This window comes from Paraburkholderia caledonica, assembly GCF_000383275.1.
Lineage (GTDB): Bacteria > Pseudomonadota > Gammaproteobacteria > Burkholderiales > Burkholderiaceae > Paraburkholderia > Paraburkholderia caledonica.
Genome location: NZ_KB911038.1, coordinates 505,094 through 531,999 on the forward strand (window position 1 = coordinate 505,094; position 26,906 = coordinate 531,999).

Below are 26,906 nucleotides of genomic sequence, written 5' to 3' on the forward strand. Positions count from 1 at the left end.
TGTATGAAGCGGCCCGGCTTCGCTGACTGCTTCGTACAAGCCCTCAAAATCGCGCGCCGATACCGCCCTCGATCAGATCCGTATCGCGGTTGTAACGAGTCACTATGCGGTTCCAGCTGACACGAGCGAGCCAGCGAGATCCGAAGCGATAACTCGCCGACACGGCGAAAAGCGCCGATACGCGACCGTCGCCCGTGCGGTCTTGCGGAACATTGTCTGTCTGCTTGATCGCGACGTATGGACCAACGCCGGCCGACAGTGCGAGGCGGTCGCCAAAGAATGCGCGGGTAGCCCACAGTTGCGCCGCGACACCGTCGCGGCGCGATTGAATATGCCCGCCTTCGTGGATGTATGACGCGCTCACGTCGACATAGCGCCACAATCCCCGCCGATATTCAAGACTTCCTGCGCTGCTCGATTCCGACTCGTTGCTGTTGAGGATCGTTTTGCCAAACAGGATGGTGAGTTCATTACCGGTGACATTCGACGTCCGCGACACCGGCCGTTGACGTGGCCCCGGCTCACCCGACGCCTCGAGTTGATAACCGACGCCGAACATCAACGCGGTGGTGTCCGGGCCGCCGAACGCATGCACGTAGTTCAATTGCGCCTGGGCGATCCAGCGTCGGTCGAAGTAGTAGGCGGCGCGCAGACTCCCCAATACGCCCCAGCCGTGAGTGTTGGAATAGTCGCCTCCGGCGCTCGCCGCGGTCGTGTCGAAGTACCGGTATGGCCCGGCGCCCGCCGACAGCTCGAGCCGATCGTTCCATAACGGCAGGCGTCCCCACGCCTGGAGTGCCTGTCCGTCGCGATGATGGTTGGGCAGATGGCCTTCGTTGAGCCATGAAAAACTCCATGCCGCGTATCGTCCCAAGCCCTCGCGATAATTGGCGTTCCATGAATAGGTATTCGTGCCCGCACTAAAGAGCGGTCCGGCCAGCAGCGAGAATTCCTGTGCGTGCGCGTGCGGCGACGGGGCCGCCAGGGCGCTGAACAGAATCGCCGACAACGGAGCAAGGTGATGCTTGCGGTATCGATTCGCGGACACTATCCGATAGTCAGCGGAGTACTTACAAGGAAGGTAGTTTGTGATCTGCCGCGGTGCAAGGAGAAATGGTCGCGGCGATCGAGGTGTGCGGCCTGATCCGTTCCGGACGCTCAACCTACCGGTGCGTGATGGCCCTCTACGTGTGCGGGCGCACTCATAGATAGGCATCGTGTAGTGCTCGTCTGCCATTCATTGCAAAAGCTTTAGCCGCGTGCTGTCGGCTGTGTCGCAAGGCTTCGCGCTGCATCGTCCTGGCTTGCGAAATGTTCTCCGAGATTTGTCTCGGCGGGCAAGTTGGCTTTTGTTGGCTTTTGTTGGCTTGTAGCCGAGTAGTTGCTGCGTCTGACGGCTGGTTGCGCGCACATTCAATTTCGCGAACTTGGAGAACCGGCTAACGTGTCTTGTCTGGCGACTCTTTCTGGGTCGTGCTCTCGACCAGCATGTTCACGCGCCAGCCTGTGCGCTCTGCAATGTCGTTGAACGGCGGGCCAGCGGACGAGCCCGGCCTTTATATGCAGCGTGCTTTCTCCTGCGCAAAGTTCGCAAGGCGCGGTACAGCGCCTGGGCTGACATCGCCGTGGTGTCTACACGCTGTTTACACGTGACGATGCGCTAAAGATCAGCGCGATTTCGAAAAGGTCAGGGCAGGGATCGCCATGATTTGATTTCGCGTGGATCAGTGGTCGAGATTAAAACTAGACGCTTGATGAATTAATCTGGATTACTACTGCGTTGAATCTAAATCGCGGCGCGGTGACTGGACATCGAGGATATTTTGGCTGCGTTAGATCCTTCGTAAAGTGGGTCGCCACACCTCGCGGTTAAGCATTGCCTTGGGCCGCCGTTTCGTCGCGAGCGCCGCGAAATCGAAGCGGAATAGCGTAAACCACGAGAAAGGAAATTTCTTACGAAGATTGAAAGAGGAAATTTCCATCCGTGTGCAAACCGAACCATGATGTTCTTCAGGCTGCAATCGTCTGATTTAAGAAGAAATTTCCCACCTCTCTCGCGTCGCCCGGTTGATTGGGAAACAATTACTGCAAGGAACATGGAAAACGAAACTTCTTACCGGGGTCAGCTTGCCCGACGTGCTATCCATCTAATCTTCCGATCATCATCAGAAAGCAGAAATTTTTGCGAAATGCGAAGTTCACGGAAAGGATCGTGCTTTTTGGCCGAAAACGACTATTTTCCATGTGACCTACCCGACATAAGCGGGTACGATTTACCCCTGTCGCGGCATGGAAGCGAACAACTTTCCGAGCAGTGCTGTCAATTGCGTTCTCTTGGTTAAACGTTTGCGCGGCAATGCGACGTGTTCCAGCGGCGAATGTGCCGCAGCGGTCGTTCCAGATGGTTCATTAAGTATCGCGGCGTCGAGCGCATCGCGATAGGCGCAGCTTTGTCTGTTTGCCCGGGCATGTTAGTCCACGTTGTCTTTGGCAATGTGATTGCAATTACAGCGGTTGCTGGCGATATGACACGTCATTCTGGATCATTAAGCACAACGAATTAATAAGAGCTGTTTAAAAACAACTCTGCTGAACTTCAAAAACTCATCTTCGGCTTTTTTATCGAGACTTTCTCGACAGTGGGAAAAACAAACATGGTAAAACGACGACAATTTCTTGGAGGCCTGACGGCCCTTGCCGGTAGCTATCTTTTGAGCGCCTGTGGTGGCGGCGGTGAAGACGGCGGCGCGAGTCTGGCAGCCAAGGCTTCCGCAAGCCCAACGGCGAAAGCTGCCGCTGCATCCGCGAACGGAACGGTCATCCCTTCGGCCTCTTCTATCACCGACAGCTCCGGCGACGTATGGACGCTCGCCAACGGTGTGATCTACAGAAACGGCTCTACCGTTGGCAATACGTACAACGTGTCGCTTGTGCTCTGGTATGGCGGCAAGATCTGGCATTGCGGCACCGCCGGTCAGTTCTTCGTGAACGCGGATGTCGCAGAGCAATGGCTTCCTTGCAGCGATCCGCGCATCGACGTGGCTCCTGTTCCAGGAAGCTTCTACGGCATGAATGGCCACTACGACTATACGTACACGCCTGAGAAGGTCGTGTCGATGCTGAAGGCCATGAATTGCACGAGCTACCGCGTTGGCGTATCCGACGATCCGAGGCAATTGAATGCTGTAGTCAAGCTCGCGCAGGCTTTCCAGTCGGCAGGACTCACGCTGCTCGTGTTGATCGACGAGGGTGTATATGACGCAAGCGGCGCTGTGATCGGAAGTGAGTCGACCGCGTATAGCCGCGGTTACTCCGTCGGCTCGACTGTCGCGAACGCGTTGAAGCCCTACGGCGTGACGATCTACGAATGCGGTAACGAGTTGACGCGCCAAGACGCGACCGTGATGGACTTCACCTACGCCGGCTCAAAGGCGAGCGACTTCAACAATGCGAACTGGCCTGTCATGCGCGGCGTCATGCGCGGAATGATCGACGGTGTGAAGTCGGTACAGTCGTCCGCGAAGTGCGGCATCAATTTCTGCGTTGCAGACGTCGGTGCAGCCGACGCGCTATGGGACGGCAGGCAACCCGACGGCAGCGGTGGTCATCCGCAGGTACGTTGGGACATTACGACCTGGCACAATTACGAAGTCTATGGCGACCTGTTCAACATCGGGACCGACGGCGCAGGTCCGGGCTTCGACCTTGCAACGTACTGCAAGGCCCGCTATGGCGTGCCGCTTATCGTCACTGAATGGAACGCAGGTCCGGAGCGCTCGGAGAGCTACCGCGGAAATTACATCTCGGACAGGCTTGCCGCATTCTACGGCGCACGGAAGACGCACAACATTCAGTCGGTCATGTACTACGTGCTGGATAGTGGGAACAACACCTACGGCATCATGATCAACGGCACACCGATAGACGCGCCGTACAACGCATTCACCAGCTTTACGTCGAGCCACGCCGACACCTGAGCGCGCTTTGCCGCTTATCGGTTAATGAACCTGGTTCCCGCCTGCTTGCAGGATGGGGCCGGGTTCATTTTGCATTTGATGGCTACTAAGTGGTCCGTGCCCGGACAGAAGCTACTGTCCGATATCAGCGGCAGAACGTGTCCGGAACCAATCTTCCCCAGTCGTAATCGGTGCTATCCGGCGTGAAGGGCAGAACGCCTGCTCCCGGCGTGAAAGTTAGTTCACCGAAGTACACGTGGTTATCCGGCGCGTACAGATCCACGCGAACATAGTCGAAGTCTTCGCAGAGCTTCGTGGCCGCTTGCAGAATGGCATCGAGGTTCTCGGGGCGGGGTGCCGGCACCGGACTGCGTTTGTAATAACCGATTGCTATGTCGAGATGGTTCCAATCGACGTCGTACACATCGCCTCTTGTGTTCCCGCCAAATCGGTCTGAAATCACCAGGATGTAGATGATCGGTCGCCCGCTACGCCCGCCGAAGCAATGCAGTTTGTAGTCGGCGGGAATGTTGCCGCTACTGTCGAGTAACAGCTGCTCGAAGAAGATGCGTGGCTTGATCTTGCGGTAGTGCCTTTCACGAGCAATCTTGTAGAAGTCGAGCGACAGCCAGTAGTTTGCAAGGTCCCGCAACCGTTCGAATGAAGTTGCCGACTTGTTTTTGACAACCTCCACATAGCTGCTGCCGTGATTTGCCTTCATGACGAACGCATTCGGCAGAGCATCGAATACTTCTTGCGTGAAAGCGTCGGGGACGGAAAGCAACGGTATAACGTGCTTTTCGCCCAGCTTTTTCGCGACATACTCACGGACCGTGAGCTTGTCGGTCAACTCGACGAACCATGGATCCGGCCGCAAGTTCTTCTGCAGGATCTTTTCGTTGAAGGTGGTGGGCCGGCGCAGGTTCGGGTAGCGGCCAATCTCCTTGTGATGCAGCAGACTAAGAAACAAGGGCGCCGGCAGCATCGATTTGGCCGCTTCCTTGAGTCTTCTAACGCTCGATTGCCTACGCGGTTGCGCTGGCTTTCCGGCGTCGTGCGAGAGCAGCCAGTCGTCGGGTACGTCGTCTTCCGACATGTCGGCTTTCCTGCCCCGCAGGGTAGATGTACCGGCTTCGTTAGAGAACCGCGCAGATTTGGTGGTTGTCATTTTCTGTTCCATATCTGATAGCTTGGCGACGCTCGATTCGCGCGCAAAGCCGGGCGGCGCGGTCTCTCAACCGCGCGCCGCCTCGCTGTGTTGATGCCGGACCGTCAGTCGTCGATCGCCACGCATCGCTCTGCCACTTCCAGGCGCTGTTGCGCGCGGAATTGAGTGGGAGACATGCCGTAGCGTTCCTTGAATAGGCGGCCCAGGCGATTGCCGTCGCCCATTCCGCACCGCCGGGCAATCTTGTCTACCGGCAGATCGGTGTTGCGCAGCATCGCACGAACAACTTCAAAACGCGTGCGCAGCAGGTATTCGAGCGGAGTCATGCCGAACTCGAATTTGAAACGGCGCTGATAGTTTCGTTTGCTCATGGCCGCGCACTCCGCAGCCTTTGCCACGGAGATCGGATTGCTGTAGTTCTCCTTGATCCAACGCGCGGATTCGCGAATCTTCTCTGTCGTGGTGGTAATGCTCGCATCGTCCAGTTCGAATTTGTCTGACTCGACGTAGGTTGTTTGCAGCATGTCGGCAATCTTTCGGGCGATCTCGGTACTGAGGTCGCGTTCGATCTGTGCAAGGGCGAGGTCTGTCGGCGTGGCACTGCTGGTCCGCGTCGTCGTCGGAGCGTCGTCGAATACGAAGATCGGCACTGTGGAATGCATCGGATCCTTGCAAATGACGACCATGTTGGCGCCTTGCTGGATATCGAACGATGCAATAGAGCCTTGACGGGCTATCCATGAAAGCAGACGGTCGTTGGATTCCAACGCCCTCGCCGCGTCGCGACAGGCGACGAACAACGCGTGGAATTCGCCGAGCCGATGGCGCTCGATACTTTGGGTCCAGATCGATATGCCAGACGAACTGGTTACGAGCCCGCCGCTTTCAGAAAGTACTGAAAGCGAATAGGGAGACCCGGGTGCTGTGTCTTCTGACAATTCGTTTGCCAGACGGAATGCGTCGCCGATAGATCCAGCAGTCGCCATGGAGCATTCCTGGGACACTAAGAGCCCAATGTGTTTCGCTGCTTTCCGTGTTGCAGCCTTTGGACTGGTCCGGTGCGCATCAATGTACGACCTGAGAAAATCGGTGGAAGTCGTCACGCTTAGTTCTCCAAACAGGGTGAATCACTGCCTACGTGTCGAGATTAGCGTACTCAAATGACCCTGGCGATGGTGGCCGGTAATCGATGGTGTTTTGGCGCAATTCGGAGGATTGGAGAAATACTTACCTTGTGCGCCTGAATAAAGGCATACGAAAGCCTGTCCGAGTCAGCAACAATTGCTGGAACGAACGAATGCGCGTTTGCAGGGCAAAAGAGCGGTCTTTGCCTTCAAAGCCCCGTGGGAGAAGGCTTACGAGGTATTTCACGCCGGCAGCGCCGGATCGGCCCCGTGAGAAGAGACACAAATGGCGCATAACGCTGAATGCGCAGAGCGGTATCACTCTGTTACATCCATTGCAGATAGCTACAACACTTTCTAAATTGTGTGTTGCGTGGTGATCTCTTCCACGGAATCGGCCATTAGCACCCGAATTTACGCCCCGGGTGATGCACTCATTCGAACCGACGCTATGCTTCACTGCAGCATCTGTAGAAAAGTAGCGGTTGCCCCGGTAGGCGCTATCGAATGCCAGCAATGCGCAATTTCTTCACCTTTCTCACGTAAAGAAGTTGATTGAGGTGTAGTAATTGCCGTGTCTTTAAGTGCTTTGCACTGACGACGTACGACGAGGCATCGCTCACATGAGTCCGGGGCCGGACCGCGCTTTGCGAAGTCGACCGTAGGTCGGTCTCTGGTGTAATAAAAAGCTAACGATTTGTAGTACGGAATTAAACGCGGAGCGCGGTGTCAAGCGTATCGCTTCGTGATCTGGGGGATTGAAAGTCTGGAGACGGGGGCGAGCCGTGTTGCCAACGGCGCAGCCTTTGATCAATTCAAGCAGGTGGACAGCCACTTGGCTTGGCAAACCATGACGTAGTCCCCGATCAAACGTCGGGCCTACGCCATATGCGTTCCTGTCAGAGACGGCAGGAGCCGCGGACCGTTGGTTGAGCCAGGCGGTGTCGACTCATTACTGTGCCCATCAAACATGGAAGGATCAAACCGGTGGACTACTATCCTCTGAATTCGCTCCCGGCGACTGCCAGTACAGAGCGCGGCCAATTAAGCCCCAGTGCCATGTTGCGTCTGATGCGCGACCATATCTGGGAGATCGTACTTACCACGGTCGTCGTGGTCAGCCTCGCCGCTGCTTATCTGCTCATCGCGTCCCCGATCTATTCCGCGGATGTACTCATTCGCGTAGATCCGCCCGAACCGAATGCGCTCGGTCTTGCGCTTCAGAATCAGGAGAACCTGCCTCCGCCCGCACCGTCTACCGTGACGGAAATGGGAGTCATGCGCAGCCGCTCCGTGCTCGAGCCAGTGATCCAACGTTTCCGGTTCGACGTCTCCGTGACGCCGCACAAGCTACCGCTGCTCGGCGACATTGCAGAGAAGTTTGCGACGCCTGGTGAGCCATCCCGGCCATGGCTTGGACTCAAGTCGTACGCATGGGGAGGCGAGCAGGTAAAGATCGGCACGCTTGACGTTCCCAAAGATCTGGAAGAAGAAAAAATGACGCTGGTTGCTGGAGAGGACAATACCTACGAATTGCGCGGGCCGCAAGATCAGGTATTCCTCCATGGCGTTATCGGCAAACAGGTGTCAAGTAATGGCATTTCAATGCGCGTGGATGAACTTGTCGCACGCCCGGGCACCGAATTCACGGTAGTGCGGTGGAATGCGGTGGACGCGATAAAGCGTTTCGACGCAACCATCAAGGTTAGCGACAAGGTCAAAGACTCCGGTCTTCTTCAGATCGAGTACACCGACAAAAGCGCGGCGAAGGCTGCTGAAGTCGCGAACGCGTTGGGCCAGCAATACCTGGCGACGGCGATTGCCAGCCGGCAACTCAACGACACCACCACGCTCGCGTTCATCAACGGAGAACTTCCTCGCCTGCTCGCAGACCTGAGGAAAGCCGAAGAAGCGCTAAAGGCATTCCGGGCCAATTCCCAGTCGATGCAGCCGACAGCAGAGGCGCAGGCCTACCTGCAAGGCGGCCTCGACATTGACCGGCAAATCGCAACGCTCCAGCTGCAACGCACGCAATTGCTCGAGCGCTATACGCCGCAGAGCCGTTGGGTACAAAGCGTCGACACGCAGCTTGCGCAACTGAAGAACGCAAAGGCGAGCTTCGACGGACATTTCAACGGCATGCCCGCGTCCGAACGTTCGAGCGTCGATTTGATTCGCGCGCAGAAGGTGGCGGAAACGATCTACCTGGGGATGGTGCAGAAGGCCGAGCAATTGCAGGTGCGGCGTGCAAGTACCACTGGCGGAGCGCACGTGGTCGACGAAGCGATTACGCCGCATCGTCCGGTTAAACCGAAGCCGATTCTGGTGCTTCCTGGCGGTCTCGTACTCGGCCTCGTATCCGGCGTTGTGCTCGTCTTCATGCGCCGACATGTGCTGACGGGCGTAACGGATCCGCGTTATGTCGAACGCAGAATGAGCGTGCCGGTATTCGGCGAGATCCTGTTCAGCCAGCAGCAGTTGTTGCTCGATCGAACGAATGCCGGCGCCAAATCGCTGCCTGGTGCGGCCGCGCGAGCAGGACTGCCTCAGCCGGCCACGGGCGGCGTGCCAGAAATCCAGGTGGCAGGCGGCGGCACCAAGGTGCTTGCTGAACGCTTCCCGAACGATACTTCTGTGGAGGCGCTACGAGCAGTGCGCACTTCGCTGGCACGCGATCTCGCGCATTCACGCAACAACATTCTGATGGTGATCGGGCCGACTCCATCGGCGGGGAAGAGCTTTGTCGCGGCCAACATTGCGACGCTGCAGGCCGAGATCGGCGCGCGAGTTCTTCTGATCGATGCCGATATGCGTCGCGGCCATCTCGCATCGCTCTTCAATCAGAACAATCGCGGCGGTCTTTCCGAAGTTCTCTCGGACCGTATGCCACTGCGCAATGCGCTGCGTCATACGGGTATCGACGGTCTCTCGTTCATGTCGTGCGGTTCGCGCCCGGACAATCCAGCCGCCTTGCTCGCAAGGCCGCGTTTCAAGGAAGTGCTGGAACGCCTGAGCGGGCAGTTCGATCTGGTGATCTTCGATACGCCGCCGTTCCTTGCGGTCACCGACGCGTCGATCATTGCGAGCGAAGCGGGTGCATCGCTACTCGTGTTGCGCTCGGGCATGCAATCGGAGGAAGAGATCGAGGACACCGTGAAGAAGATGGAGCGCGCGGACGGCCGCATCGCCGGTGCGGTGTTCAACGGTATTCCGCTTCGACGCAGTACTCGCACCTACGGTTATGCAACCAACTATGCGAGCGACTATGGCGATGCCGACGCAACCAGTGGATCCCTGCGAACGTGAGCGAGTTGCTACGTCGTTCGATGAACTCGCAAAACGGAGAAGCAGATGGCGTTTGCAATCAACGGTAAATTCACTTCGCAGCCGGTCACGGGTGTGCAGAGAGTCGCGTATGAGTTGACGAGAGCGATGCAAATGCGGGTTCCGCCGGGCGAGAAGCTCGAGGTATTCGTGCCGCGCGATGCAAAGGAGCCGGGCGCGCTGCTGAAATGGCAGCGACGCTTCCCATGGCTTCGCGGCACGCTGTGGGAACAGATCACACTGCCCATTGCCGCGAGAGGCGTCAGGCTCGTCAACCTCTGCAACATGAACCCGGTGTTGAAACGCCGGCAGGTGGTGATGCTCCACGACATGGCGGTGTATGACGTGCCGGGGGGGTTCTCCAAAAAATTCGTACTGTGGTACCGCCTCTGTTTCTTCATACTGCCACGAATGCAGCCGATGATTCTGACGGTGTCGAAGTTCTCCCGATCGCGGATTTGCCACCACCTAAAGATCGACGAATCGCGAGTCGCAGTAGTGAGTCCCGCTGCGGACCACCTCGACCGCGTTACCTCGGACCCCGCGGTGATCGAGCGGCTCAATCTCGTCAAGGACGCCTATTGCGTCGTGGTCGGCAGTCTCGATCCGCGCAAGAACCTGCAACGCGTGCTGGAAGCGATAGAGAAGCTCGGGCACCTAGACCACGTCAAGTTCGTAGTGGTCGGCGGCAAGAATGCGCGCATCTTCAATAGCGAACTCGCCGAAGAGAAGCCGCAATCGGAAAGAGTGGTGTGGGCCGGTTTCGTCACTGACGGCGAGCTGAAAGCACTCTATGAAAACGCCGGGTGTCTTATCTTTCCGTCGCTGTACGAGGGCTTCGGCCTGCCTCCGCTCGAGGCCATGTATTGCGGCTGTCCGGTAGTCGCATCGTCGCTGACCTCTATACCGGAGGTTTGCGCAGATGCGGCGATGTATTGCGACTCAACATCGGCGGACGACATTGCCGCGAAGATCTCTCTAATGATGACAGACGACGTATTGCGGCAACGTTATAGGGCAATGGGACTCGCTCGTGCGCGCGAGTTTCGCTGGGACGTGACCGCGCAAGCCGTGCTCGAGATTCTCAAAGGGCAGGCGGGCGTGCAGTTGACGGGCGTGCCGGCCCGCGCGTCGGCGGGCTAGCGCATGTCGGTAGGCAGGCCAATGTTTCGCATTCGAAAGAGTGTCGGCAGACGTCGGGCGTTGGGAACAATCGCCGCCCTTTTTGGTGCGGCCATACCGCTTGCGCGCGGCAAGACTTCGTCGTCGGCCGGTACAGTGCCGCAAGCGGGAAGTTCGGGAAGTACGGGCGGTCGCAGGATCACGGACCTGATCGGCTCGAATGGATGGGCTGGCGCAAGCAACGACGTCGAGATGTGGCGGCAAATGGGCATCACCTGGGGGCGCGATTCGGTTGGCCCCGGCCAGCCGGATTCACCCACTGAGCCCATGCGTGTCGACAAGACCGGATCGCAGTTCGACAACGATCTTCCGTCAGCGCTGCTGCTGAACAATCGCAATGGCATCAAGTCGCTGTTGCTGCTTGGCTATACGCCGCCGTGGAATGCCACCGTGCCCGGTGACAGCAATTCTGCGCCCGTGGATGTCCGGGCGTGGACCCGTTACGTCGAGGCAGTTGTGCGCAAGTACTCCGCACCGCCGTTCAATCTGCGCTATTTCCAGATCTGGAACGAGGCGGCCGGGAAATTGTCCGGCGGTTTACCGCAGGCTACCTTCTGGCACGGTCCGAACTTCAACAAGGATGAAAAGCACGCGAAGCCGTACGACCGTGCGATGCAGGACTACGTTGAACGTGTGCATCTGCCTGCCGCCCGCATCATCCGGAAGTACAACGCGTATATCGTCTACGGCGGCTGGCCCGATCAGGGCGGCGTGTCCAACTTTTGCAAGTGGCTCGAGTACCGAAGTCCCGCTTCGAATGAACGCATGCTGGACTGGGTCGACTATCTCGACACGCACTACCTGGGCGTCGCCGATCTCGATCCGCTGTATCAGCAGTACGTGAAGAACGGGCCGGCGCGCGGTATCTGGCAGACCGAAATCGGCGATGCGTATATGAAGAATCCGCATTACCTGGCGGAGTACTTCTTCGACTTCGCGGTGTGGGCGCTCGATCGTAACTGGAACGAACCCAACAAGTACGTGTCCATGATCTATCACTGGGACGGATACGAGCCGTTCCGTCTAACTCATCGCGGTCCACCCAGGCGGACCTACAACGCGTCGGGCAGAAGCCTCGTCGTACTTCATCAGACTGTTTCGGGCTCGCTGGCAAGTTTGACGAACCCGTTGCAATTTGGTCCAGGCGCATCCGGCAGCGGTCTGCGCTCCGGTAATGACATCGTGCTGCAGGTCAATGGATCCGCGGGCTGGCGCGCTGTGACAGTGGCGGGGCTTAAGCGGCCCTCGGGCCGAGAAGTAAAGATTGATTTCATAGACGCGGTGACGGGCACAGTAAGTGCACCTGATGCCATTACGACCACATGGAGTAACGACGGTTTGCAACTGCGATTCAAGGTGCCGGACAAAGTCAATGGCGCCGAAAACGATCCGCCAACTCACCTTGCTTATATCGCCGTCCGCTCGCTTGCGTAGCAATTCCGACTCACCGAAAATTTCAAAATAGCGTCGAATGCCATGAACCAGGTCACAGTTGTCATATGCAACTACAACTACGAACGCTATCTAGCGGCCGCGATCGATTCCGCGCTCAACCAGGACTATCCAGGCACGCAGGTTGTCGTGCTCGACGACGGTTCGACTGACGGATCGCGGAAAATCATAGAAAGCTACGGTAGCCGGATTACCGCGATCTTTCAGGAAAACGGCGGCCAGGTTGCCGCATACAACCACGCGATCAGTACGCTGGAAACGGAATACGCGATCCTTCTCGATTCGGACGACATCCTGTATCCGAGCGCCGTGTCGGAAGTAATGCAAGTCTTCAATAGCGGCTCCTGGGCGAAGGTGCAGTTCCGGCTCGACGTCATGGACGCCAGCGGAACGGCGACAGGGGCTTACGTGCCGAACACCGAACCGCCCGCCAACTGCGGAGAACTCCTGCAGGCGGGTTGGCTCTATCCGTCGCCGCCGGCTTCTGGCAACGCGTATCGGGTAAGCGCACTCAAGCAGGTGTTTCCTATTCCCGCGCCGGGAATCAATCGCTACGGCGCCGACTTCTTTGCGATCTACGGCGCGGCACTAGTCGGCCCGGTAGCCACGGTGCGCAAGTCGCTTGGTGGCTATCGCGTGCATAACGCCGACGGGGGCACGGTGTCCTTCGCCAATTCCGAGCAGATCTCCAAGGCGCCGAAGGCGCTGGGCATGCGCTGGGCGATCCTGAGAAATGTTGCGAGGTCGCGTCTGGAGATCGAGTTGCCCGCGACATTTCATGATTTTGGCCACGAGAAGGCAATCTTCTGTTCAAGCGTGTATCGGGCGACGCTCGTTCATCGGTGGCGCTGGATGTTGCACGATTCGCGCGGCTACCTGCATGCGATCGTAGCTAACCCTTTCTGGAGCGTGAAGAAGAAGTTCGGCACGCTGTTTCTTTCCGGCCTGTGCCTCGTACCGTACTCGCCACTTTCTGACTTCGTCGTTCGCTACATATCGAACCCGCTCGCACGCAGACGCGTGGCGCAGCGCTAAAGTCAGGAATACGCAATTGGAGAACGGAATGGAAAGACGAGACAACGCAAGCGTCATTGCGTTTGTTTACGGCGGATATTTGATGAGGTACGTGTACCTCATCATCGTGGTGCCGTTTTACGGAAGAATTCTCGGCGTGTCCGAGTACGGGCGAGTGCTCGCGTCAATGTCGCTTATGAACGTGATCTGGATGCTCGTGAGCTACGGATTCACGTTTGTTGGAATGCGCGAAGTCTCGAAGGCGCATTCGGTGCAAGAGTGCAATTCCATCTACTCGCTGCACGTCAGCGCGCGGCTCTTGCTGGCCGCGCTGGGCGGATGCATCGGCCTCGTCGCCACCATGTGCTCGCCGACATTGTCTGAGCGACCTCTTATCGGTGTACTGGCTACATTGCTCGGCATCGTCTCGGCGCTGAATCTGGGCTGGCTATTTCAGGGGCGTCAGCGTTTTCGTACCCCGATCATGATCGAGGTCTTCGGCTTCGCTGTGAGCCTCGTGCTGGTGCTGAGCTTCGTGAAGGAACCCTCAGATTCGGTGTGGGTGCTTGCGAGCCTGCTGATTGCGGGAGTGGCGTCGTCGATCATTTCGTATGGCATTACCACATCACAACTGGGATTGCCGCGTCTGAAACTAGAAGGCGTGATGCCGCTGATTCGCAGCTCGACGATGCTGTTCTGCTATTCGTCGGGCTCCGTGGTACTCACGGCGTCGTCGACGTATCTGCTGACGTTGTTGTCCACGCCTGCTCAGGTTGGGTATTTCGGCGCGGCTGAGCGCTTCGCGACTATTGCGCTCAGCCTGATGGGCCCCGCATCGCAGGTATTCGTCCCGACGATTTCGCGGCAGCTTGCTCAAGGCGACAAGGACGGCGCGCATGCGACCACTCGCCAAGGCGCGGCGCTTCTGCTCGGCTATGGCCTACTCGTTTTTTGCGGCGCAATGACGTTGTCGCCCTTTGTCTTGCCGCTGATTCTCGGGCCGGCGTTCGAGCCTGCCGCTCGAGTTCTTCAATGTTTCGCGTGGATGTTCCCGTTCGTCGCATTCAACGAGTTCGTCGCGTTCTATGTATTCGTTCCGCGCAGAAAGGACCGGCTGCTTGCGTTTGCAGGTGTAGCCTCCGGCCTCGTCAATCTGGCCGCGGCGCTGCTTCTCGCGCCGCGCTTCGGAGCAATTGGCATGGCAACTGCGCGGGTCATCGGCGAGGCGACCCTCGCCGTGATCCTGATGGTCATCATGGTCCGGCTCGAATTGGTTGGGCTCGTGCCGGGCGCGCGGCGCGCTGCAGGAATGCTGGGGCTTGCATGGGGCGCAAGAGCCCAGGCAGGCGCGACCAAGGACGACTGAACCGGATTGCCGGCGCTGAAGCGTCCGGCGCGTAATCTCACAGGAGGTTGAAGTGAAAGTCGCTATTGTTCACGATTGGCTCGTGGTTTCGGGCGGCGCAGAGAAGGTTTTAAAGAGCATCGTCGAATGTTTCCCGAAAGCGGACATCTTCTCGATTGTCGACTTTCTCGAAGATCGCGATTGTGTGAAGGGCAAGCCCGTCAACACGTCGTTCATTCAGAAGATGCCTTTTGCGCGGAAACGCTATCGTGCATATCTGCCGTTGATGCCGATCGCAATCGAACAACTGGACCTGTCTGCATACGACCTCGTTATCTCGAGTTCGCACGCGGTGGCCAAGGGCGTGCTGACGGGCCCCAATCAGATTCATATCAGCTATGTGCATTCGCCGATTCGCTATGCGTGGGATCTCCAGCATCAGTATCTACGCGAATCGCACCTGAACAAGGGCCTCAAGTCCATCATGGCCCGTGCGCTGTTGCACTACATCCGCGGCTGGGATTCGCGTTCGGCGAATGGCGTGGACCATCTGCTTGCGAATTCGCACTTCATTGCGCGAAGAATCAGGAAGGCGTATCAGCGCGACGCTACGGTTATCTATCCGCCGGTCGATCTCGACAACATGGTCATGTGCACGCAGAAAGAGAACTTCTACGTGACCGCATCACGCATGGTGCCGTATAAGCGCATAGACCTGATCGTGCGGGCTTTCTCGCAGACGCCGGAGCGCAAGCTCGTGGTGATCGGCGACGGCCCGGAAATGAAGCGCATAAAGGCGGTCGCGAGCCCCAACGTGACGATACTCGGCCACCAGCCTCTGGAAGTGCTGGTCGATCATCTGCGGCGCGCTCGCGCTTTTGTGTTCGCTGCAGAAGAAGATTTCGGCATCTCCGTGGTGGAGGCTCAGGCGTGCGGAACGCCTGTGATCGCGTTCGGCAGGGGAGGCGCACTGGAATCGGTTGTAGGCTTGCCACTTGAGCAGCCAACCGGTGTCTTCTTCGGTGAGCAAACGGCTGAGTCTTTGCTCGAAGCAGTAACACGGTTTGAGCGCAATGCTACGTTGTTCGACCCGGTCAATTGCCGCCAGAATGCCGAACGGTTCTCGACTGAGAACTTTAAAACCGCATTGACGGATTTCATTGACGCACGGCTTCTGCGCAGCTCAATCGAACAGCTCCGCCCGTACCTCGTGCGCGAGCGGGCTGTCGACGAACGTCATCTGGCGAGCGTGCCTTCGTAAGTTTGAATGCGATATTTGACGCGGCCTGCAAGAGCCATGATCGAGTGAGCGTGGCTGTGTATTTGCGGTGACCGCGTTTCAATAAGCCGCTGAAGCGGCGCCTGGTGTCCATAGGCGAGCGCGCAAACGAACAGAAGGCTCGCGGCCAACCACGCGGGCCGAGCACGTTCGGACTGCTCGGAAAGGGCCTTTCGCAGGAACATCAGGCCTACGATCGCGCCAAGAATCCACCCTGCAATCACCTCCGGCAAGGTATGCGAGAGGTCCATCAGGCGCGATACGCCCGTTAGCGCGCCGATTCCCATTCCAGCTGCAATTCCGAGTGACGGCGGCAAACGCCACCACTTCAATTGCAGTGCGAGCGCGACCATCCACACGCATGTCGACAGCATCGCGTGGCCGCTAATCACGCGGAAATGCGAAGCGGGAAAAGAGATGCCCCAGCCGGCGTAGAAGATCTTGCTCGCGCCGACAATGGCGATGCCGGCAGCAAGCATCACGATCCACCGGAAGGCGAGCTTGACGTTAAAGAGAGCGATCCAGCAGGCGCAGACAGCGGCCACGGGTAAGGTGACGGCGGCATCGCCTATGTTGGTGAATACTGTCCACATAGGGTTCCCGTTCTTGTTGGGTTTCGCTCTAGCGGGAACTGACGTTCCCGCTAGAGCGCAGCAGGCGTAGCAACTTCTTAGACGCGACGGCGGGCCAGCGATTTGCGCCGATTGAATTCCGCAGTGATCGCATTGGCGGATTGTGACGCCAGCAGCAGGGAGATGACGAGCGAGAGTATCAAAACGTTCGAAGGCGATACGAGCCGATGCTCTGTTGCCGCCATGACCAGCAAACACACGGACGAGATTTCGACGAAGCGGAACGCGGAAAAGTTCTGGCCGCCTCCGACCAACGCGCTGGCAGCCGCTCCATCTTTACTCCACTCCACCAGCTTCCAGAAGAAAGTCAGCGTGAGGAACAGGCCCACCACACCCGTTTCGGCGAGCGCATTCAGGTAAGAGTTATGAGCGTGCGAATCGCTGTGTTCGACCACGATGTCGGAAGGTGCACCGAACAGGTGAAAGTACGAAGTTACGGTGCCGATGTGATCGTCGAAGGAACCGAAGCCGAGGCCCACGATCGGGCTTTGCTCAAAATAGGCGAGGGCGCGCGGCCACAGCCATTCATAGCGGATGTTGAGGTTGGCGACCTTCGCATCCTGATTGTGGATATTGAACGGGTAGCCCATGTAGTCGATGGTCCCGTCGGTATGGAAGAAGGCCATTGCAAGGGAGCCTGCAATCAGACCGCCCATCAACACAGCCAGTAGCCAGCGCTTACGGCCGAAGTACAGGTACGGCAGTACTGCTGCGGCACCGAGCAGCGAGCCGCGGCTGTATGTTGAAAACAGCATCATTGCGTTGGCCGCGATCAGCGCGAGCAGCAGTTTGCTGCGCTTTTGCAGATAGCATCCAACACCGAGGCAGAACAGCATGGCAAAGAATCCGCCCGCTGCGTTGCGCGCAATGAAGTAACTGCCGAAGCTGTTGTCCGGGTTCGTGAAGATGCTCAGTATGCCGGTCTCGACGACGTAGTAAGCGTATGGCGGGATGTTGATCCCGACCGCGAAGATGAAGAACGTGCGAAGCACTTTGTTCAGATCCAGCCGATGCACATAGAGGCAACCGGCAAAAATGGGAGCGTAGGAAATGAAGAAGTTGCCGTCGCGCCGGTAAAACTCGAATTCGGTAAACGATTTCGGATCGTAAAGCAGCGTGGATACGACGATAAAGGCGGTGAGTGCCGTCAATGGTGTAATAAAAGCCGGATAGCGCCGGCCAAAAAAACGCCATGAGTAAAGAACGATCGGTACAAAGCCGACCGCGCTAAGTGGCACGAGATTCGTAACAGTAAGAAACAACGCAAGTAGCGAAATGTAAGCCATTGCGACTCCCGAAAAACAAATGGCGCATAGCCTGCAATGACATGGCCATTACGTGCGAACACAACCTGGTTGGAGATGCGGCGCGCCGCAGCGGGGCGACGAACCTGAATCGAATTGGGTCCTGCGTGTGGATGAATGAGCTACCCAAGCACCCACGAAGGTACCACGTATAGGCACTGATTTCCACGCGCTGCCGCACAGACGGCGGGCGATAACAATGGTCTCGCAGACGGGCGCGCTCGCTAATGCCACCACGCTGGCCAAAACCTCAACTGTTCGCGCCACGATTGCTGTGGTGCAGCGTGAGGTGTCTATGATTGATCACATCGAGTAATGCTTCAGTGGCATCTGCATTCTGGCGCCACGCCGATATGTATGCCGTTTGTTTTTTCGTGAGCGACCCGCTGCTGCCTGAGTGCCCAAGGGTGGACGCCCACGGACGAGAACCCGGTGTGCATCCTTGCTTTACGCGGACAGAACGGCTCGCGTAGCCCGTTGATGCCCACACCCCGTCATTGATCACATGTGAGACCGGAAAGTGCCGACGTATAGCGTATTTCGTCGGCGCTTACGCGATTAATCGCTGTCCGGCCCATATGTCTTGGAGCGATAAATGGATAAAGTTTTTGCAACCGCCGGCGAGACCGACTTCGAAGCTCAGCACGTAGCATCGCAGGAATGCCCCCCGCTCGCGCAAGTCATTCTGGCAGGCGGCTCGGGCACGCGTCTATGGCCTGTGTCGCGTGAGCAATTCCCGAAGCAGCTGATCGATGTGATTGGTGACAAGACGTTGTTGCAGGCCACGATGAACCGGATGGACGACTTCAATCCGCTATGGAGCGTCGTGCCTGATCCGGTAATTGTGTGCGGTGCCGAACATTATTTCGCAACTTCTGAGCAGGCTCGCGAAAGTGGCGTGAATGCCCGTATCGTCGTCGAGCCCGGTCGCCGCGATACGGCGCCTGCCCTGACCCTTGCCGCGCTGACTGCAGCATCTGAAGGCACGGACGTAATTCTCGTCGCGATGCCTGCGGACCATGCGATTGCAGATCTGACGGCGCTCCATAAGGCAATTGAAATTGCGGCTCGACACGCGGACGCGGGCGCTATTGCCACGCTGGGCGTTCCGCCTACCGGCCCGGACACGGGCTTTGGGTATATCCGCCTCGGCAGTGCACTGTCGGACGGCGCACATCGAATCGAACGTTTTGTCGAGAAGCCGGCGCCCGAGCTGGCCGCGCAGTACGTCGAGTCCGGCAATTACTGGTGGAACAGCGGCATGTTCGTAGTACGTGCATCCGTATGGCTGTCCGTGATCCGTCAGTTCCAGCCGCAAATACACGATGCATGCGTGCGAGCTTATGAAGGCGCCAAGGTCACCGACGGCTGTGTCGTTCCCGACGCAGAAGCGTTCTTGCAGTCGCCGTCGGACTCGATCGACTACGCAGTCATGGAACATCTAGGCAAGCCCGAATCGCCTTTCTCGGGCGTGGTCGTGCCGCTCGAGGCCGGCTGGTCGGATCTGGGCTCGTGGGACGCCGTGTGGCAGGCGATGGAAAAGGACGATTGCGGCAACGCATCGAGCGGACGTGTTCTCTTCGAAGGTGCGACTGCAACTTACGCTCGCTCGCAAGGCGGCCGACTGCTCGCGTGCGTCGGTACGAACGATCTGATTGTCGTCGAGACGGACGACGCTGTGCTGGTGGCTGACCGTTCGCACGTGCAGGACATCAAGGGACTCGTGTCGCGTATCAAGGCGGAGAAGTCACCCGAAGCGGATGCGCACAGAAAGGTGCGTCGCCCGTGGGGCTTTTACGATTCGATCGATCAGGGCGACCGTTTCCAGGTGAAGCGAATTGTTGTGATGCCGGGCGCGCGCCTGTCGCTGCAGATGCACCATCACCGCGCAGAGCATTGGATCGTGGTGAGCGGTACCGCTCTCGTCACGCGCGGCGAAGAACAATTTCTTCTTGGCGAAAACGAGTCGACGTATATCCCGCTGGGTATTCGTCACCGGCTCGAGAATCCCGGTTGCGTTCCGCTTCAGATCATTGAAGTGCAGTCCGGAACCTATCTCGGCGAAGACGACATCGTTCGATTCGACGATAAGTATGGCCGTGCTGGTTGATCGGCCGTGGCGAACCAGAGAGCGTACGAGGGAACTGCTATGCGATTGATCACAGGTCTGATGGCCAGGCTGTTCGATGTGGCGATGATCCTCGGAGGCGCGGTTGCCGCGTCTCACATTCGCTTCGACGATTTCGCGCAACGAAACTTCTACCTGGCATTTGTCGCGTTCGCGGCGGCGTTTTCGCTCGCTGTGTTTCCGGCACTGGGCGTCTATCAGTCGTGGCGCGGCCGGTCGAAACGCGTTCTCGCCGGGCAGGTGGCGCTTGGCTGGCTCGTGGTGCAGGCCTGCGCGCTTGCGTTGATGTTCTCGTTGCACCGCATCGATTTCGTCTCCCGGTTATGGTTCGTGTACTGGACTGGCATCGCTGGCGGCGCAATGATCGCGGGGCGCATGGTGACCCATGTTCTTCTCGGTCGAGTGCGCAACGCAGGGTTGAATCTCCAGAAGGTCGCTGTCGCCGCGTGCGGAGAACATTGCGACGAAATCTTGCGCAAGATGGAGATGGAGCCGGCCGCAGGCTTTCGTGCAAACGCTGTCTACAACCTGCGTCCGGACAAGGAAACCACGATGTCCGTGCCTGTGTTCGAGCAGCGCGCCGCGTTTGCGAAATACGTGCGCGAACAGCAGATAGATGAAGTGTGGCTGGCGTTGCCTTTGTCGGAAGAGCGCGCGATTCTGGAACTGGTCGATGAATTCCGCAACGATCTGATCAATGTGCGCTTCATGCCGGATGTCCGGGCGCTTGCCCTTTTCGATGGAAGCGTGACCGAGTTGCTCGGCTTTCCTACCATCAACCTGGCCGCCTCACCATTGCCGCCGAACGCTCTCGTGAAGAAAGAACTGTTCGATCGCATCTTCGCACTGATTGCGTTGATTGCTGTGTCGCCGATTCTTCTCGCGTGTGCGATAGCGGTGAAGCTCAGTTCGCCCGGTCCTGTGTTCTTCAAGCAATGCCGAAAGGGCGCGGACGGTCGCGTCTTTATGATTTACAAGTTCCGGAGTATGCGCTTGCATGCGAAGAAGGAAGGAGTGCTTGAACAGGCTACGCGTGGCGACCCCCGCATCACGAGGGTCGGACGATTCTTGCGGCGTACGAGCCTTGACGAGTTGCCGCAGTTCTTCAACGTGCTGCGTGGCGACATGTCCGTCGTGGGGCCGAGGCCGCACGCGCTCGAGCACGACGACCTTTATCAGCACATCGTATCGGGCTATATTCACCGCTATCGGATCAAGCCCGGTATTACCGGGTGGGCACAAATCAATGGCTTTCGCGGGGAGACGGACCGCATCGAGAAGATGGAGGGCCGCGTAGCCCACGATTTGTACTATCTTCGGAACTGGTCGTTCGCGCTCGACGTCAAGATCATTTTCGCGACTGTATTCAAGGGGCTGCATCATCCCAACGCTTACTGATCCGTCCGTTGGATCGAGGCCCCAGTAATGCAGTGAAGTAAGTGCGGAGCTCAAGCATAATCAGAAGGGGAGGGGACTATGAAACTGATCGACGTTGAGACAGTAGCCAGACGTTCAATAAAGAGCGTGGGGCGATACGCATTCCACCGGGTGCATGGCGTGCAGGCTAAGCGCGTCCTGCGGCAACTGGAGAAGAAATACGGACCAGCGGACCCGGCGACTCTCAAGCAAGCCGATACGTATGCACTCGACGTATTCGGCGATGCGATCTACGCACCCTGGCTTCGCGTTTACGCTGCGTTCAGCGGCACGTTCAAGGAAGGCTGGATCCCCGACAACTTTTACGGCGGCGTGGTCGTGCCCAATATGAAAGGCGGCTACGGCAGGATCTCGAATCTGAAGCCTATGTCGCGGGTCATCTTTGGCGGTGACGCGTTTCCCGATATAGCCTACTTCGCAAATGGCCTGTTCTTTACGGACCGCAACGTGGTGGTTCCGGAGCGCGAACTCGAAGACGCGGTGTTCCGCGACTGCGATAAGGTCGTCTTCAAACTGGACGGCTCAGGGCAAGGCAAAGGCATTCATTTCTTTGACCGAAAGTCGTTCGACTGCGATCTCATCAAATCGCTCGGCAACGGAGTAATACAGAAGTTCATCGTTCAGCATCCATTGCTGAGCGCGTTCGCTGCCAACTCGGTCGCGACCTTACGCCTCACCACGGCGGTGGACGACCTTGGCCGCGCCTCGCTGCGCGCCGCATTTTTGCGCGTAGGCAGAGCGAGTCATACCCATATCACGGTGGACGACGAAGTTTGTGTGCCCGTGGACCTGGTAACGGGTGAATTCGCTCGCAAAGGCTTCATGAGCGATTGGGGCGCGACTGAAGAGCACCCCGATTCCAAAGTCAGGTTCGCCGGACTGAAAATGCCTGCGTTCAGCGATTGCATCGATACCGTTCTGCAACTCCATCGCAAGGTGCCGTTTGCGCGATGCATTGGGTGGGACGTGACAGTCGACAGTGACGGCAAGGTGCAGATTATGGAATGGAACGGCGAACACAACGATGTGAAGTTCAGTGAGGCGACCCAGGGCCCCTGCTTTCAGGACCTGAAGTGGGAACTGCTGAAGGGTAGCGCCTTATGACGGTATTCAGCGAGGAACGCGCGTGAGCGAACAATTGTGGTGCGTCCATATTGAGGGACCCGACGACTTCATTGCTATGGCTTCGCGAGAAGCGGCGCAGCGTGAGGCGTCGGCTATCAATGCGTATGTGGAGCGCTCAGGGCAAGCTCAGAGCGCCGCGCATGCGCGCGCGGTCGCAATGGAATGGCCGTTCACGCCGGAGGGCCACGCCCGCGCGCTGGAGAGCGACTGGGAAGACTTGCAGCGCATGCCGCACCGTCAGCAGCAGGGCGGATCGTCGCAGGGTCTGTTGACGAATATCGCGCGGCGCGTGAAGGAACTTATCGAAGTCGCGCGAGGCGCATGACTGAACGGCCCCGCGGCCGCTCAAGTGTTCAAACCCCCAGACGCTTCACAATTGCCGTCTTTACGACCGGCATGCCAATTTGCAAGAGCTTGCGGAAGCCCTCGTCGCGCCCGACCTTTTGCTCGACGTTATCTATCATCGCCTGCATGACATTCGCGGGATAAAACTCCCGGAAAAGTTTGTTCGCGCCGATTTGCTCGAAGACGTGATGAAGAAATGAGCCGCGCGGCGGTCCGACTCTTTTGAACAAACCCATCTTCACAACGCGATTGTTCCAGAGGTGCAGCGAGTACGAATTGGCGCACAACGCTGCGCACTCGTCGAAGTACTGCGGAAGAAATACCTTGTAGTAATCGTCGAAATGTACCGGATAGAAGTCGCTTTCTGGTACTCCTGCATTTACGCCATATACGGACGTCAGCAAACGCGGACCTGTGTCACCCCATTTTATAGAGGTGCCTTTCATCGCCTCGATCCGTTGTAAAAGCTCAAGCAGGCGCGGATCGGCGGGATCGAGGCGCAGCAGAGCGGTGCAGATGCTGGTGGCCGACTCCCGCCCGATAATGTTGCCCTCCAGGCTGCGATCAAACGCGCGCAAAAGCAGCATGTCGGTGTCAACCCAGATTTCGTCCGTCTTCGTAAACATGACGAAGCGAAAATAATCGGTGAAATGCGCCATTGACGGGGTACCGTCAATTGAAAATGCTGTTAACGCGTCGGACTTCACAATTTCGCTTGCGTCCTTGACGATCACGCCCTTGGGTACGTTCTGTACCTCGCCATACGTATAAAGCGCTACATCACTGCCATAGGCGGTGAACGAACTCAAACAGGCCACCTCATAGGCCGAAAGCTCTGGGCCATGCCAAAACGACGCGAAACGTGCGCTACTCATAGTCTATCCATTGGGAAATTTGGTGCGGTGGGAAGCAGGCGGGGCCCGAAACTGATCGGACCCGAGAGGGCGGACGGCGCACGCGCCTCTGCCTGGAATGCATGTGGCCCAATGATAAACACGCGACGGATTTCGATATTAGTAAAGACCCTAAATGTAGGACATTTGTCGCGAAACGTTGAGTGTAATGGCCGTTAACGCCCTTTCACGTCGCCACCGGCCGGGAGGGCGCGGCAGGCGAACACGCCTTAGCCGCGCCACCTTGCGCTATGTCAGTGCAGATCGGTTCGCCCTGGGGACGACACGACATTGCCAGCACTGTCCAGGATTGCGACAGGTCCACTTTGCGTGGCTGGCGGCTCGTCAATCACGAGCGGGCTTGTTACGGTGGTGCGTTCCGCCGGTGCAATGCCGATCGAAGCGGCGCTGCCAAAAAACGAAAACAGCGTGGACAGGTAGCTGCTGACGCTGTCCTGGAGCACGCCTGCAAGCTCGTTATGCGTATCCACGGCGATGTCTTCGACATGCCCCCAATACGCGCAGGTCTTCTTCATTGCGGCGGGGACTTGCTGGAATTGCAGATCGATTACCTGATCCAGGGATACCGACGAAAGCGCGGCATCGACAAGCGCCTGCTGCTCGGACAAGGACGTCTTGACGGTCTGCATATTCAATTCGACAACTTTCTCGAGGCCGGCAACTGCTTTCGCCGCCATCTGGTAGGCGACAATTGCATTGTCTTCGTGGCCAACTTCCGGCTGGGTCAATACAACAGCGTTCATAAGGGTGCTCCGTATCAGTGCGGGGGGAGGGAATGCGCAACAACGCGCAGTGTTTAAGCAACGGCTATTCCTCGCCATGCAAACGGATCGAACGCATGTCTGCAATTCGCCAGTGGCGCGGCTACCAGCGTCAAATTACTATTGACTTGCGCCTGCAGGCGCGTCGCTTGCCGCAGTGGCGGGCGCCGACACGGCAGGCCCGCTTTGCGCGGCACCACTTACTGCGGCCGCACCGCTCGCCTGATCTGTCGACGAAGTACCGGAGCGGTTGCAGCCGGCCAGCGCGATGGCGAGCGCGGCTGCGCACGCGGTGACCCACAAAGCCGAATTTTTCATGGTCGTGAAATAACGTCTGTTGAGGCGAGAGGCGACGCAAGGAGCGCGCCGCATTGCGACGAGACAGCAATGCGTATGCCGCGCGCAGTACCGTCGTTTCGAGAAACGCGACTACGCAATTCCAGCTTTCGAGCGGTTATGCTGGAACCCACCCACCTGGACGAGAAATGGAAACTTGCCATGACTGAGCCGGATCTATCAAACGTGTACCGAAGCTACATTGCGTGCCTTAACAGTCAGGATTGGACCAGGTTGACGCAATTCGTCCATGACGACGTTTACTACAACGATCAGCGGATCGGCTTGTCGGGATATCGCACGATGCTGGAGAGGAATTTTGCGGAGATTCCAGACCTTCATTTCGACATCGAATTGATGGTTACCGACCCCGCGTATGTAGCGGCACGGCTGCGCTTCAATTGCACACCGAAAGGAAAATTTCTCGGTCTCGACGTCAACGGCAGAACGGTGACTTTCACCGAAAATGTGTTCTACGAGTTCCGCGGCGAAAGAATTGGTCAGGTGTGGTCCGTGATCGATAAGGCGGCTATCGAAGCGCAGTTGTAATGCCACGCAAAGCGAGCAGGCGGCTATGGGTTGCTTCCAAGCGGACTCCCAAGCGGACTCCCAAGCGGATCCCCAGGCGAATTCCCAGCCTGGCTGTCAGGCTGCGTGCCAAGCGCCTGAAACAGCGCAGCGGTGTCGGTGAAGCGGTTTGCTTGAGCCCGCGTTTGGTCGAGTGCAGTTTGCAACATCTGACGTTGAGCATCGAGTAGAGCAAACTGGCTGATTCCGCCGACCGCATATTGTTGAGCAGCAACGCCAAGGCTCGCCTCGGCCTCCTGTGCGGCCTCGGTGCGCGCCTGAAGTTCTCGTGCGTCGTTTTGCATTGCCGTCAGCGAGTCGGCGACCTGTTGCAATGCTTCCAGCACGGTTTGCCGATAGCTCGCAAATGCCGCGTCGTACACAGCCTGCGCCGCGCGTTTCTTCGCGTGCAGTTCGCCGCCGTGAAAGATCGGCTGAGTCAGATTCAGGCCGATATTCCACACGTTCACCCCATTCACAATGTCGCTAATGCGCGTGCGTTCCGAGCCGATTCCCGCCGACAACACGAATTGCGGATACAGGTTCGCCGTGGCGACGCCCACATTTGCGCTGGCTTGATGCAGCAAAGCTTCCGACGCCTGGATGTCCGGCCGCGCACGAGCGAGTGTTGACGGCAAAGCCACTGGAATATCGACTGGCAGATGCAGCGCGTCGAATGTAAGGGTGTCGAAATCCGCTTCGGATGGCGCTCTCCCGAGCAGAATGGCCAACTGATGGTCGGCAGCAGCTAACTGAGTTGCCAGCGGCGGCAACGACGCGCGAGTTTGTGCAAGCAGCGTGCGCTGGCTGCGGACGTCGAGTTGCGACACGCCGCCGGCAGCTAAACGCGTTTCCATGATCGACAGTTGATGTGCCTGTGCGTCGACAAGCCGCTGCGTGAGCGCTATTTGTTGTTGCAGCGAGGCGCGGCGCACGGCGGTAGACACCACATTTCCCGCAATCGCGAGCCGTGCCGCATCTAACTCATACGATTCGTAGTCGACTTGGGCCATGCTTGCCTCGAGCGCGCGCCGATTGCCGCCGAAGATATCGAACACATACGAAACGCTGACCGATGTGCTAAATAAAGAGAACGGCCCGGGGTTCTCGACATGCGGAATACCGAACGCAGCGGGGTCTACCTTTTGCCTTGCACCCGAAACAGTTGCGTCGATGCCCGGCCATTGCGTAGCGCCCGCGAGTGCGGTGTAATTTTCGCGCGCTTCTATCAGCTTGGCGCGGGCTTGCGCGAGCGTCGGACTTTCACGCAATGCGTTGTCCACGAGATGGTTCAGTGCGTCTGACTGGAATTGACGCCACCACATCGATGTTGGCCTTGGCGTGAGGCTGAATTTCTGCGCGGCGCCCGCCGCTCCGTTGGACTCGACAGTACGCTCGGGCAATGTCTCGCGTGTATAACTTTGCGTGCGCGGTACTGCCGGTGCCTGAAAGTCCGGTCCCACGGTGCAGCTGCTCAAAGCCACTGCGCAGGCAAGAAGAAGTGTTTTCATGA

General features: G+C 58.0%; 21 protein-coding genes. 12 read left to right on the forward strand and 9 right to left on the reverse strand.

Going from position 1 to position 26,906, the window contains the following annotated elements; all coding sequences use genetic code 11:
* Positions 1 to 43: 43 nt before the first annotated feature.
* The gene (locus H281_RS0117680; RefSeq protein WP_027804708.1) at positions 44 to 1,048 is read right to left on the reverse strand and encodes a hypothetical protein; all 1,005 of its coding nucleotides are present in this window, start codon (positions 1,046 to 1,048) and stop codon (positions 44 to 46) included.
* A gap of 1,606 nt (positions 1,049 to 2,654) precedes the next feature.
* Here H281_RS0117680 and H281_RS0117685 point away from each other — a divergent pair.
* Positions 2,655 to 3,977, forward strand: coding sequence for a hypothetical protein (locus H281_RS0117685; RefSeq protein WP_027804709.1), 1,323 nt, complete (start codon positions 2,655 to 2,657; stop codon positions 3,975 to 3,977).
* Positions 3,978 to 4,101: 124 nt separating this feature from the next.
* On the opposite strand, the gene H281_RS0117690 is transcribed toward H281_RS0117685, so the two are convergent.
* Both H281_RS0117690 and H281_RS0117695 read right to left on the reverse strand, forming a co-directional pair.
* Positions 4,102 to 5,124 carry an ATP-grasp fold amidoligase family protein gene (locus H281_RS0117690; protein WP_027804710.1) on the reverse strand — a complete coding sequence of 341 codons (1,023 nt, stop codon included), beginning with the start codon at positions 5,122 to 5,124 and terminating at the stop codon, positions 4,102 to 4,104.
* 104 nt (positions 5,125 to 5,228) lie between these two features.
* Positions 5,229 to 6,110, reverse strand: a complete 882-nt coding sequence (locus H281_RS0117695; RefSeq protein ID WP_020068480.1) for a GlxA family transcriptional regulator — start codon at positions 6,108 to 6,110, stop codon at positions 5,229 to 5,231.
* Between the two features lie 1,125 nt (positions 6,111 to 7,235).
* On the opposite strand from H281_RS0117695, the gene H281_RS0117700 reads away from it, so the two are divergent.
* Genes H281_RS0117700 through H281_RS0117725 form a run of 6 tightly spaced genes read left to right on the forward strand, consistent with a single transcriptional unit; the run spans position 7,236 to position 15,826 of the window.
* Positions 7,236 to 9,554, forward strand: a complete 2,319-nt coding sequence (locus tag H281_RS0117700; protein WP_027804711.1) for a polysaccharide biosynthesis tyrosine autokinase — start codon at positions 7,236 to 7,238, stop codon at positions 9,552 to 9,554.
* A gap of 45 nt (positions 9,555 to 9,599) precedes the next feature.
* Entirely contained in the window at positions 9,600 to 10,715 is a 1,116-nt protein-coding gene (locus H281_RS0117705; RefSeq protein WP_020068482.1) for a glycosyltransferase family 4 protein, read from the forward strand.
* Between the two features lie 21 nt (positions 10,716 to 10,736).
* The gene (locus tag H281_RS0117710; RefSeq protein ID WP_020068483.1) at positions 10,737 to 12,188 is read left to right on the forward strand and encodes a hypothetical protein; all 1,452 of its coding nucleotides are present in this window, start codon (positions 10,737 to 10,739) and stop codon (positions 12,186 to 12,188) included.
* Positions 12,189 to 12,230: 42 nt separating this feature from the next.
* The gene (locus H281_RS0117715; RefSeq protein WP_020068484.1) at positions 12,231 to 13,241 is read left to right on the forward strand and encodes a glycosyltransferase family 2 protein; all 1,011 of its coding nucleotides are present in this window, start codon (positions 12,231 to 12,233) and stop codon (positions 13,239 to 13,241) included.
* A gap of 28 nt (positions 13,242 to 13,269) precedes the next feature.
* On the forward strand, positions 13,270 to 14,586 hold the full coding sequence (locus H281_RS0117720) for a lipopolysaccharide biosynthesis protein (RefSeq protein ID WP_020068485.1): 1,317 nt from the start codon (positions 13,270 to 13,272) through the stop codon (positions 14,584 to 14,586).
* A 52-nt stretch (positions 14,587 to 14,638) separates the two neighbouring features.
* Complete coding sequence (locus H281_RS0117725) at positions 14,639 to 15,826, forward strand: glycosyltransferase family 4 protein (protein ID WP_020068486.1); 1,188 nt, start codon at positions 14,639 to 14,641, stop codon at positions 15,824 to 15,826.
* Here the strand turns inward: H281_RS0117725 and H281_RS0117730 are convergent.
* Complete coding sequence (locus H281_RS0117730; protein WP_027804712.1) at positions 15,802 to 16,437, reverse strand: phosphatase PAP2 family protein; 636 nt, start codon at positions 16,435 to 16,437, stop codon at positions 15,802 to 15,804. The two genes, H281_RS0117725 and H281_RS0117730, sit on opposite strands and share 25 nt — an antisense overlap.
* Before the next feature lie 77 nt (positions 16,438 to 16,514).
* Complete coding sequence (locus H281_RS0117735) at positions 16,515 to 17,762, reverse strand: O-antigen ligase family protein (protein ID WP_020068488.1); 1,248 nt, start codon at positions 17,760 to 17,762, stop codon at positions 16,515 to 16,517.
* Positions 17,763 to 18,375: 613 nt separating this feature from the next.
* Here H281_RS0117735 and H281_RS0117745 point away from each other — a divergent pair.
* The 4 genes from H281_RS0117745 (at position 18,376) to H281_RS0117760 (ending at position 22,795) form a co-directional block, all read left to right on the forward strand.
* Positions 18,376 to 19,890, forward strand: a complete 1,515-nt coding sequence (locus H281_RS0117745; protein ID WP_020068490.1) for a mannose-1-phosphate guanylyltransferase/mannose-6-phosphate isomerase — start codon at positions 18,376 to 18,378, stop codon at positions 19,888 to 19,890.
* A gap of 39 nt (positions 19,891 to 19,929) precedes the next feature.
* On the forward strand, positions 19,930 to 21,306 hold the full coding sequence (locus H281_RS0117750) for an undecaprenyl-phosphate glucose phosphotransferase (protein ID WP_020068491.1): 1,377 nt from the start codon (positions 19,930 to 19,932) through the stop codon (positions 21,304 to 21,306).
* A gap of 78 nt (positions 21,307 to 21,384) precedes the next feature.
* Positions 21,385 to 22,449, forward strand: coding sequence for a sugar-transfer associated ATP-grasp domain-containing protein (locus H281_RS0117755; RefSeq protein ID WP_027804713.1), 1,065 nt, complete (start codon positions 21,385 to 21,387; stop codon positions 22,447 to 22,449).
* A gap of 22 nt (positions 22,450 to 22,471) precedes the next feature.
* Complete coding sequence (locus H281_RS0117760; RefSeq protein ID WP_020068493.1) at positions 22,472 to 22,795, forward strand: hypothetical protein; 324 nt, start codon at positions 22,472 to 22,474, stop codon at positions 22,793 to 22,795.
* A 28-nt stretch (positions 22,796 to 22,823) separates the two neighbouring features.
* Here the strand turns inward: H281_RS0117760 and H281_RS0117765 are convergent, their stop codons facing one another.
* The 3 genes from H281_RS0117765 to H281_RS0117775 form a co-directional block, all read right to left on the reverse strand.
* A complete protein-coding gene (locus H281_RS0117765; RefSeq protein ID WP_020068494.1) occupies positions 22,824 to 23,690 on the reverse strand; it encodes a hypothetical protein in 867 nt (288 codons plus the stop codon).
* 272 nt (positions 23,691 to 23,962) lie between these two features.
* Positions 23,963 to 24,472 carry a phasin family protein gene (locus H281_RS0117770; protein ID WP_020068495.1) on the reverse strand — a complete coding sequence of 170 codons (510 nt, stop codon included), beginning with the start codon at positions 24,470 to 24,472 and terminating at the stop codon, positions 23,963 to 23,965.
* Positions 24,473 to 24,610: 138 nt separating this feature from the next.
* Positions 24,611 to 24,808 carry a hypothetical protein gene (locus H281_RS0117775; protein ID WP_020068496.1) on the reverse strand — a complete coding sequence of 66 codons (198 nt, stop codon included), beginning with the start codon at positions 24,806 to 24,808 and terminating at the stop codon, positions 24,611 to 24,613.
* 180 nt (positions 24,809 to 24,988) lie between these two features.
* Here H281_RS0117775 and H281_RS0117780 point away from each other — a divergent pair, with 180 nt between their 5' ends.
* Positions 24,989 to 25,375 carry an ester cyclase gene (locus H281_RS0117780; protein ID WP_020068497.1) on the forward strand — a complete coding sequence of 129 codons (387 nt, stop codon included), beginning with the start codon at positions 24,989 to 24,991 and terminating at the stop codon, positions 25,373 to 25,375.
* A 23-nt stretch (positions 25,376 to 25,398) separates the two neighbouring features.
* On the opposite strand, the gene H281_RS0117785 is transcribed toward H281_RS0117780, so the two are convergent.
* Positions 25,399 to 26,904, reverse strand: a complete 1,506-nt coding sequence (locus tag H281_RS0117785; protein WP_020068498.1) for an efflux transporter outer membrane subunit — start codon at positions 26,902 to 26,904, stop codon at positions 25,399 to 25,401.
* Positions 26,905 to 26,906: the final 2 nt, after the last annotated feature.

What these genes read in the sequence shown, in the direction of transcription:
- H281_RS0117685 (WP_027804709.1), top strand. Translation starts at nt 2,655, where the DNA reads ATGGTAAAACGACGACAATTTCTTGGAGGCCTGACGGCCCTTGCCGGT.
- H281_RS0117755 (WP_027804713.1), top strand. Translation starts at nt 21,385, where the DNA reads ATGAAACTGATCGACGTTGAGACAGTAGCCAGACGTTCAATAAAGAGC.
- H281_RS0117730 (WP_027804712.1), bottom strand. Translation starts at nt 16,437, where the DNA reads ATGTGGACAGTATTCACCAACATAGGCGATGCCGCCGTCACCTTACCC.
- H281_RS0117715 (WP_020068484.1), top strand. Translation starts at nt 12,231, where the DNA reads ATGAACCAGGTCACAGTTGTCATATGCAACTACAACTACGAACGCTAT.
- H281_RS0117710 (WP_020068483.1), top strand. Translation starts at nt 10,737, where the DNA reads ATGTTTCGCATTCGAAAGAGTGTCGGCAGACGTCGGGCGTTGGGAACA.
- H281_RS0117705 (WP_020068482.1), top strand. Translation starts at nt 9,600, where the DNA reads ATGGCGTTTGCAATCAACGGTAAATTCACTTCGCAGCCGGTCACGGGT.
- H281_RS0117765 (WP_020068494.1), bottom strand. Translation starts at nt 23,690, where the DNA reads ATGAGTAGCGCACGTTTCGCGTCGTTTTGGCATGGCCCAGAGCTTTCG.
- H281_RS0117735 (WP_020068488.1), bottom strand. Translation starts at nt 17,762, where the DNA reads ATGGCTTACATTTCGCTACTTGCGTTGTTTCTTACTGTTACGAATCTC.
- H281_RS0117750 (WP_020068491.1), top strand. Translation starts at nt 19,930, where the DNA reads ATGCGATTGATCACAGGTCTGATGGCCAGGCTGTTCGATGTGGCGATG.
- H281_RS0117770 (WP_020068495.1), bottom strand. Translation starts at nt 24,472, where the DNA reads ATGAACGCTGTTGTATTGACCCAGCCGGAAGTTGGCCACGAAGACAAT.
- H281_RS0117720 (WP_020068485.1), top strand. Translation starts at nt 13,270, where the DNA reads ATGGAAAGACGAGACAACGCAAGCGTCATTGCGTTTGTTTACGGCGGA.
- H281_RS0117780 (WP_020068497.1), top strand. Translation starts at nt 24,989, where the DNA reads ATGACTGAGCCGGATCTATCAAACGTGTACCGAAGCTACATTGCGTGC.
- H281_RS0117695 (WP_020068480.1), bottom strand. Translation starts at nt 6,110, where the DNA reads ATGGCGACTGCTGGATCTATCGGCGACGCATTCCGTCTGGCAAACGAA.
- H281_RS0117690 (WP_027804710.1), bottom strand. Translation starts at nt 5,124, where the DNA reads ATGACAACCACCAAATCTGCGCGGTTCTCTAACGAAGCCGGTACATCT.
- H281_RS0117775 (WP_020068496.1), bottom strand. Translation starts at nt 24,808, where the DNA reads ATGAAAAATTCGGCTTTGTGGGTCACCGCGTGCGCAGCCGCGCTCGCC.
- H281_RS0117785 (WP_020068498.1), bottom strand. Translation starts at nt 26,904, where the DNA reads ATGAAAACACTTCTTCTTGCCTGCGCAGTGGCTTTGAGCAGCTGCACC.
- H281_RS0117745 (WP_020068490.1), top strand. Translation starts at nt 18,376, where the DNA reads ATGGATAAAGTTTTTGCAACCGCCGGCGAGACCGACTTCGAAGCTCAG.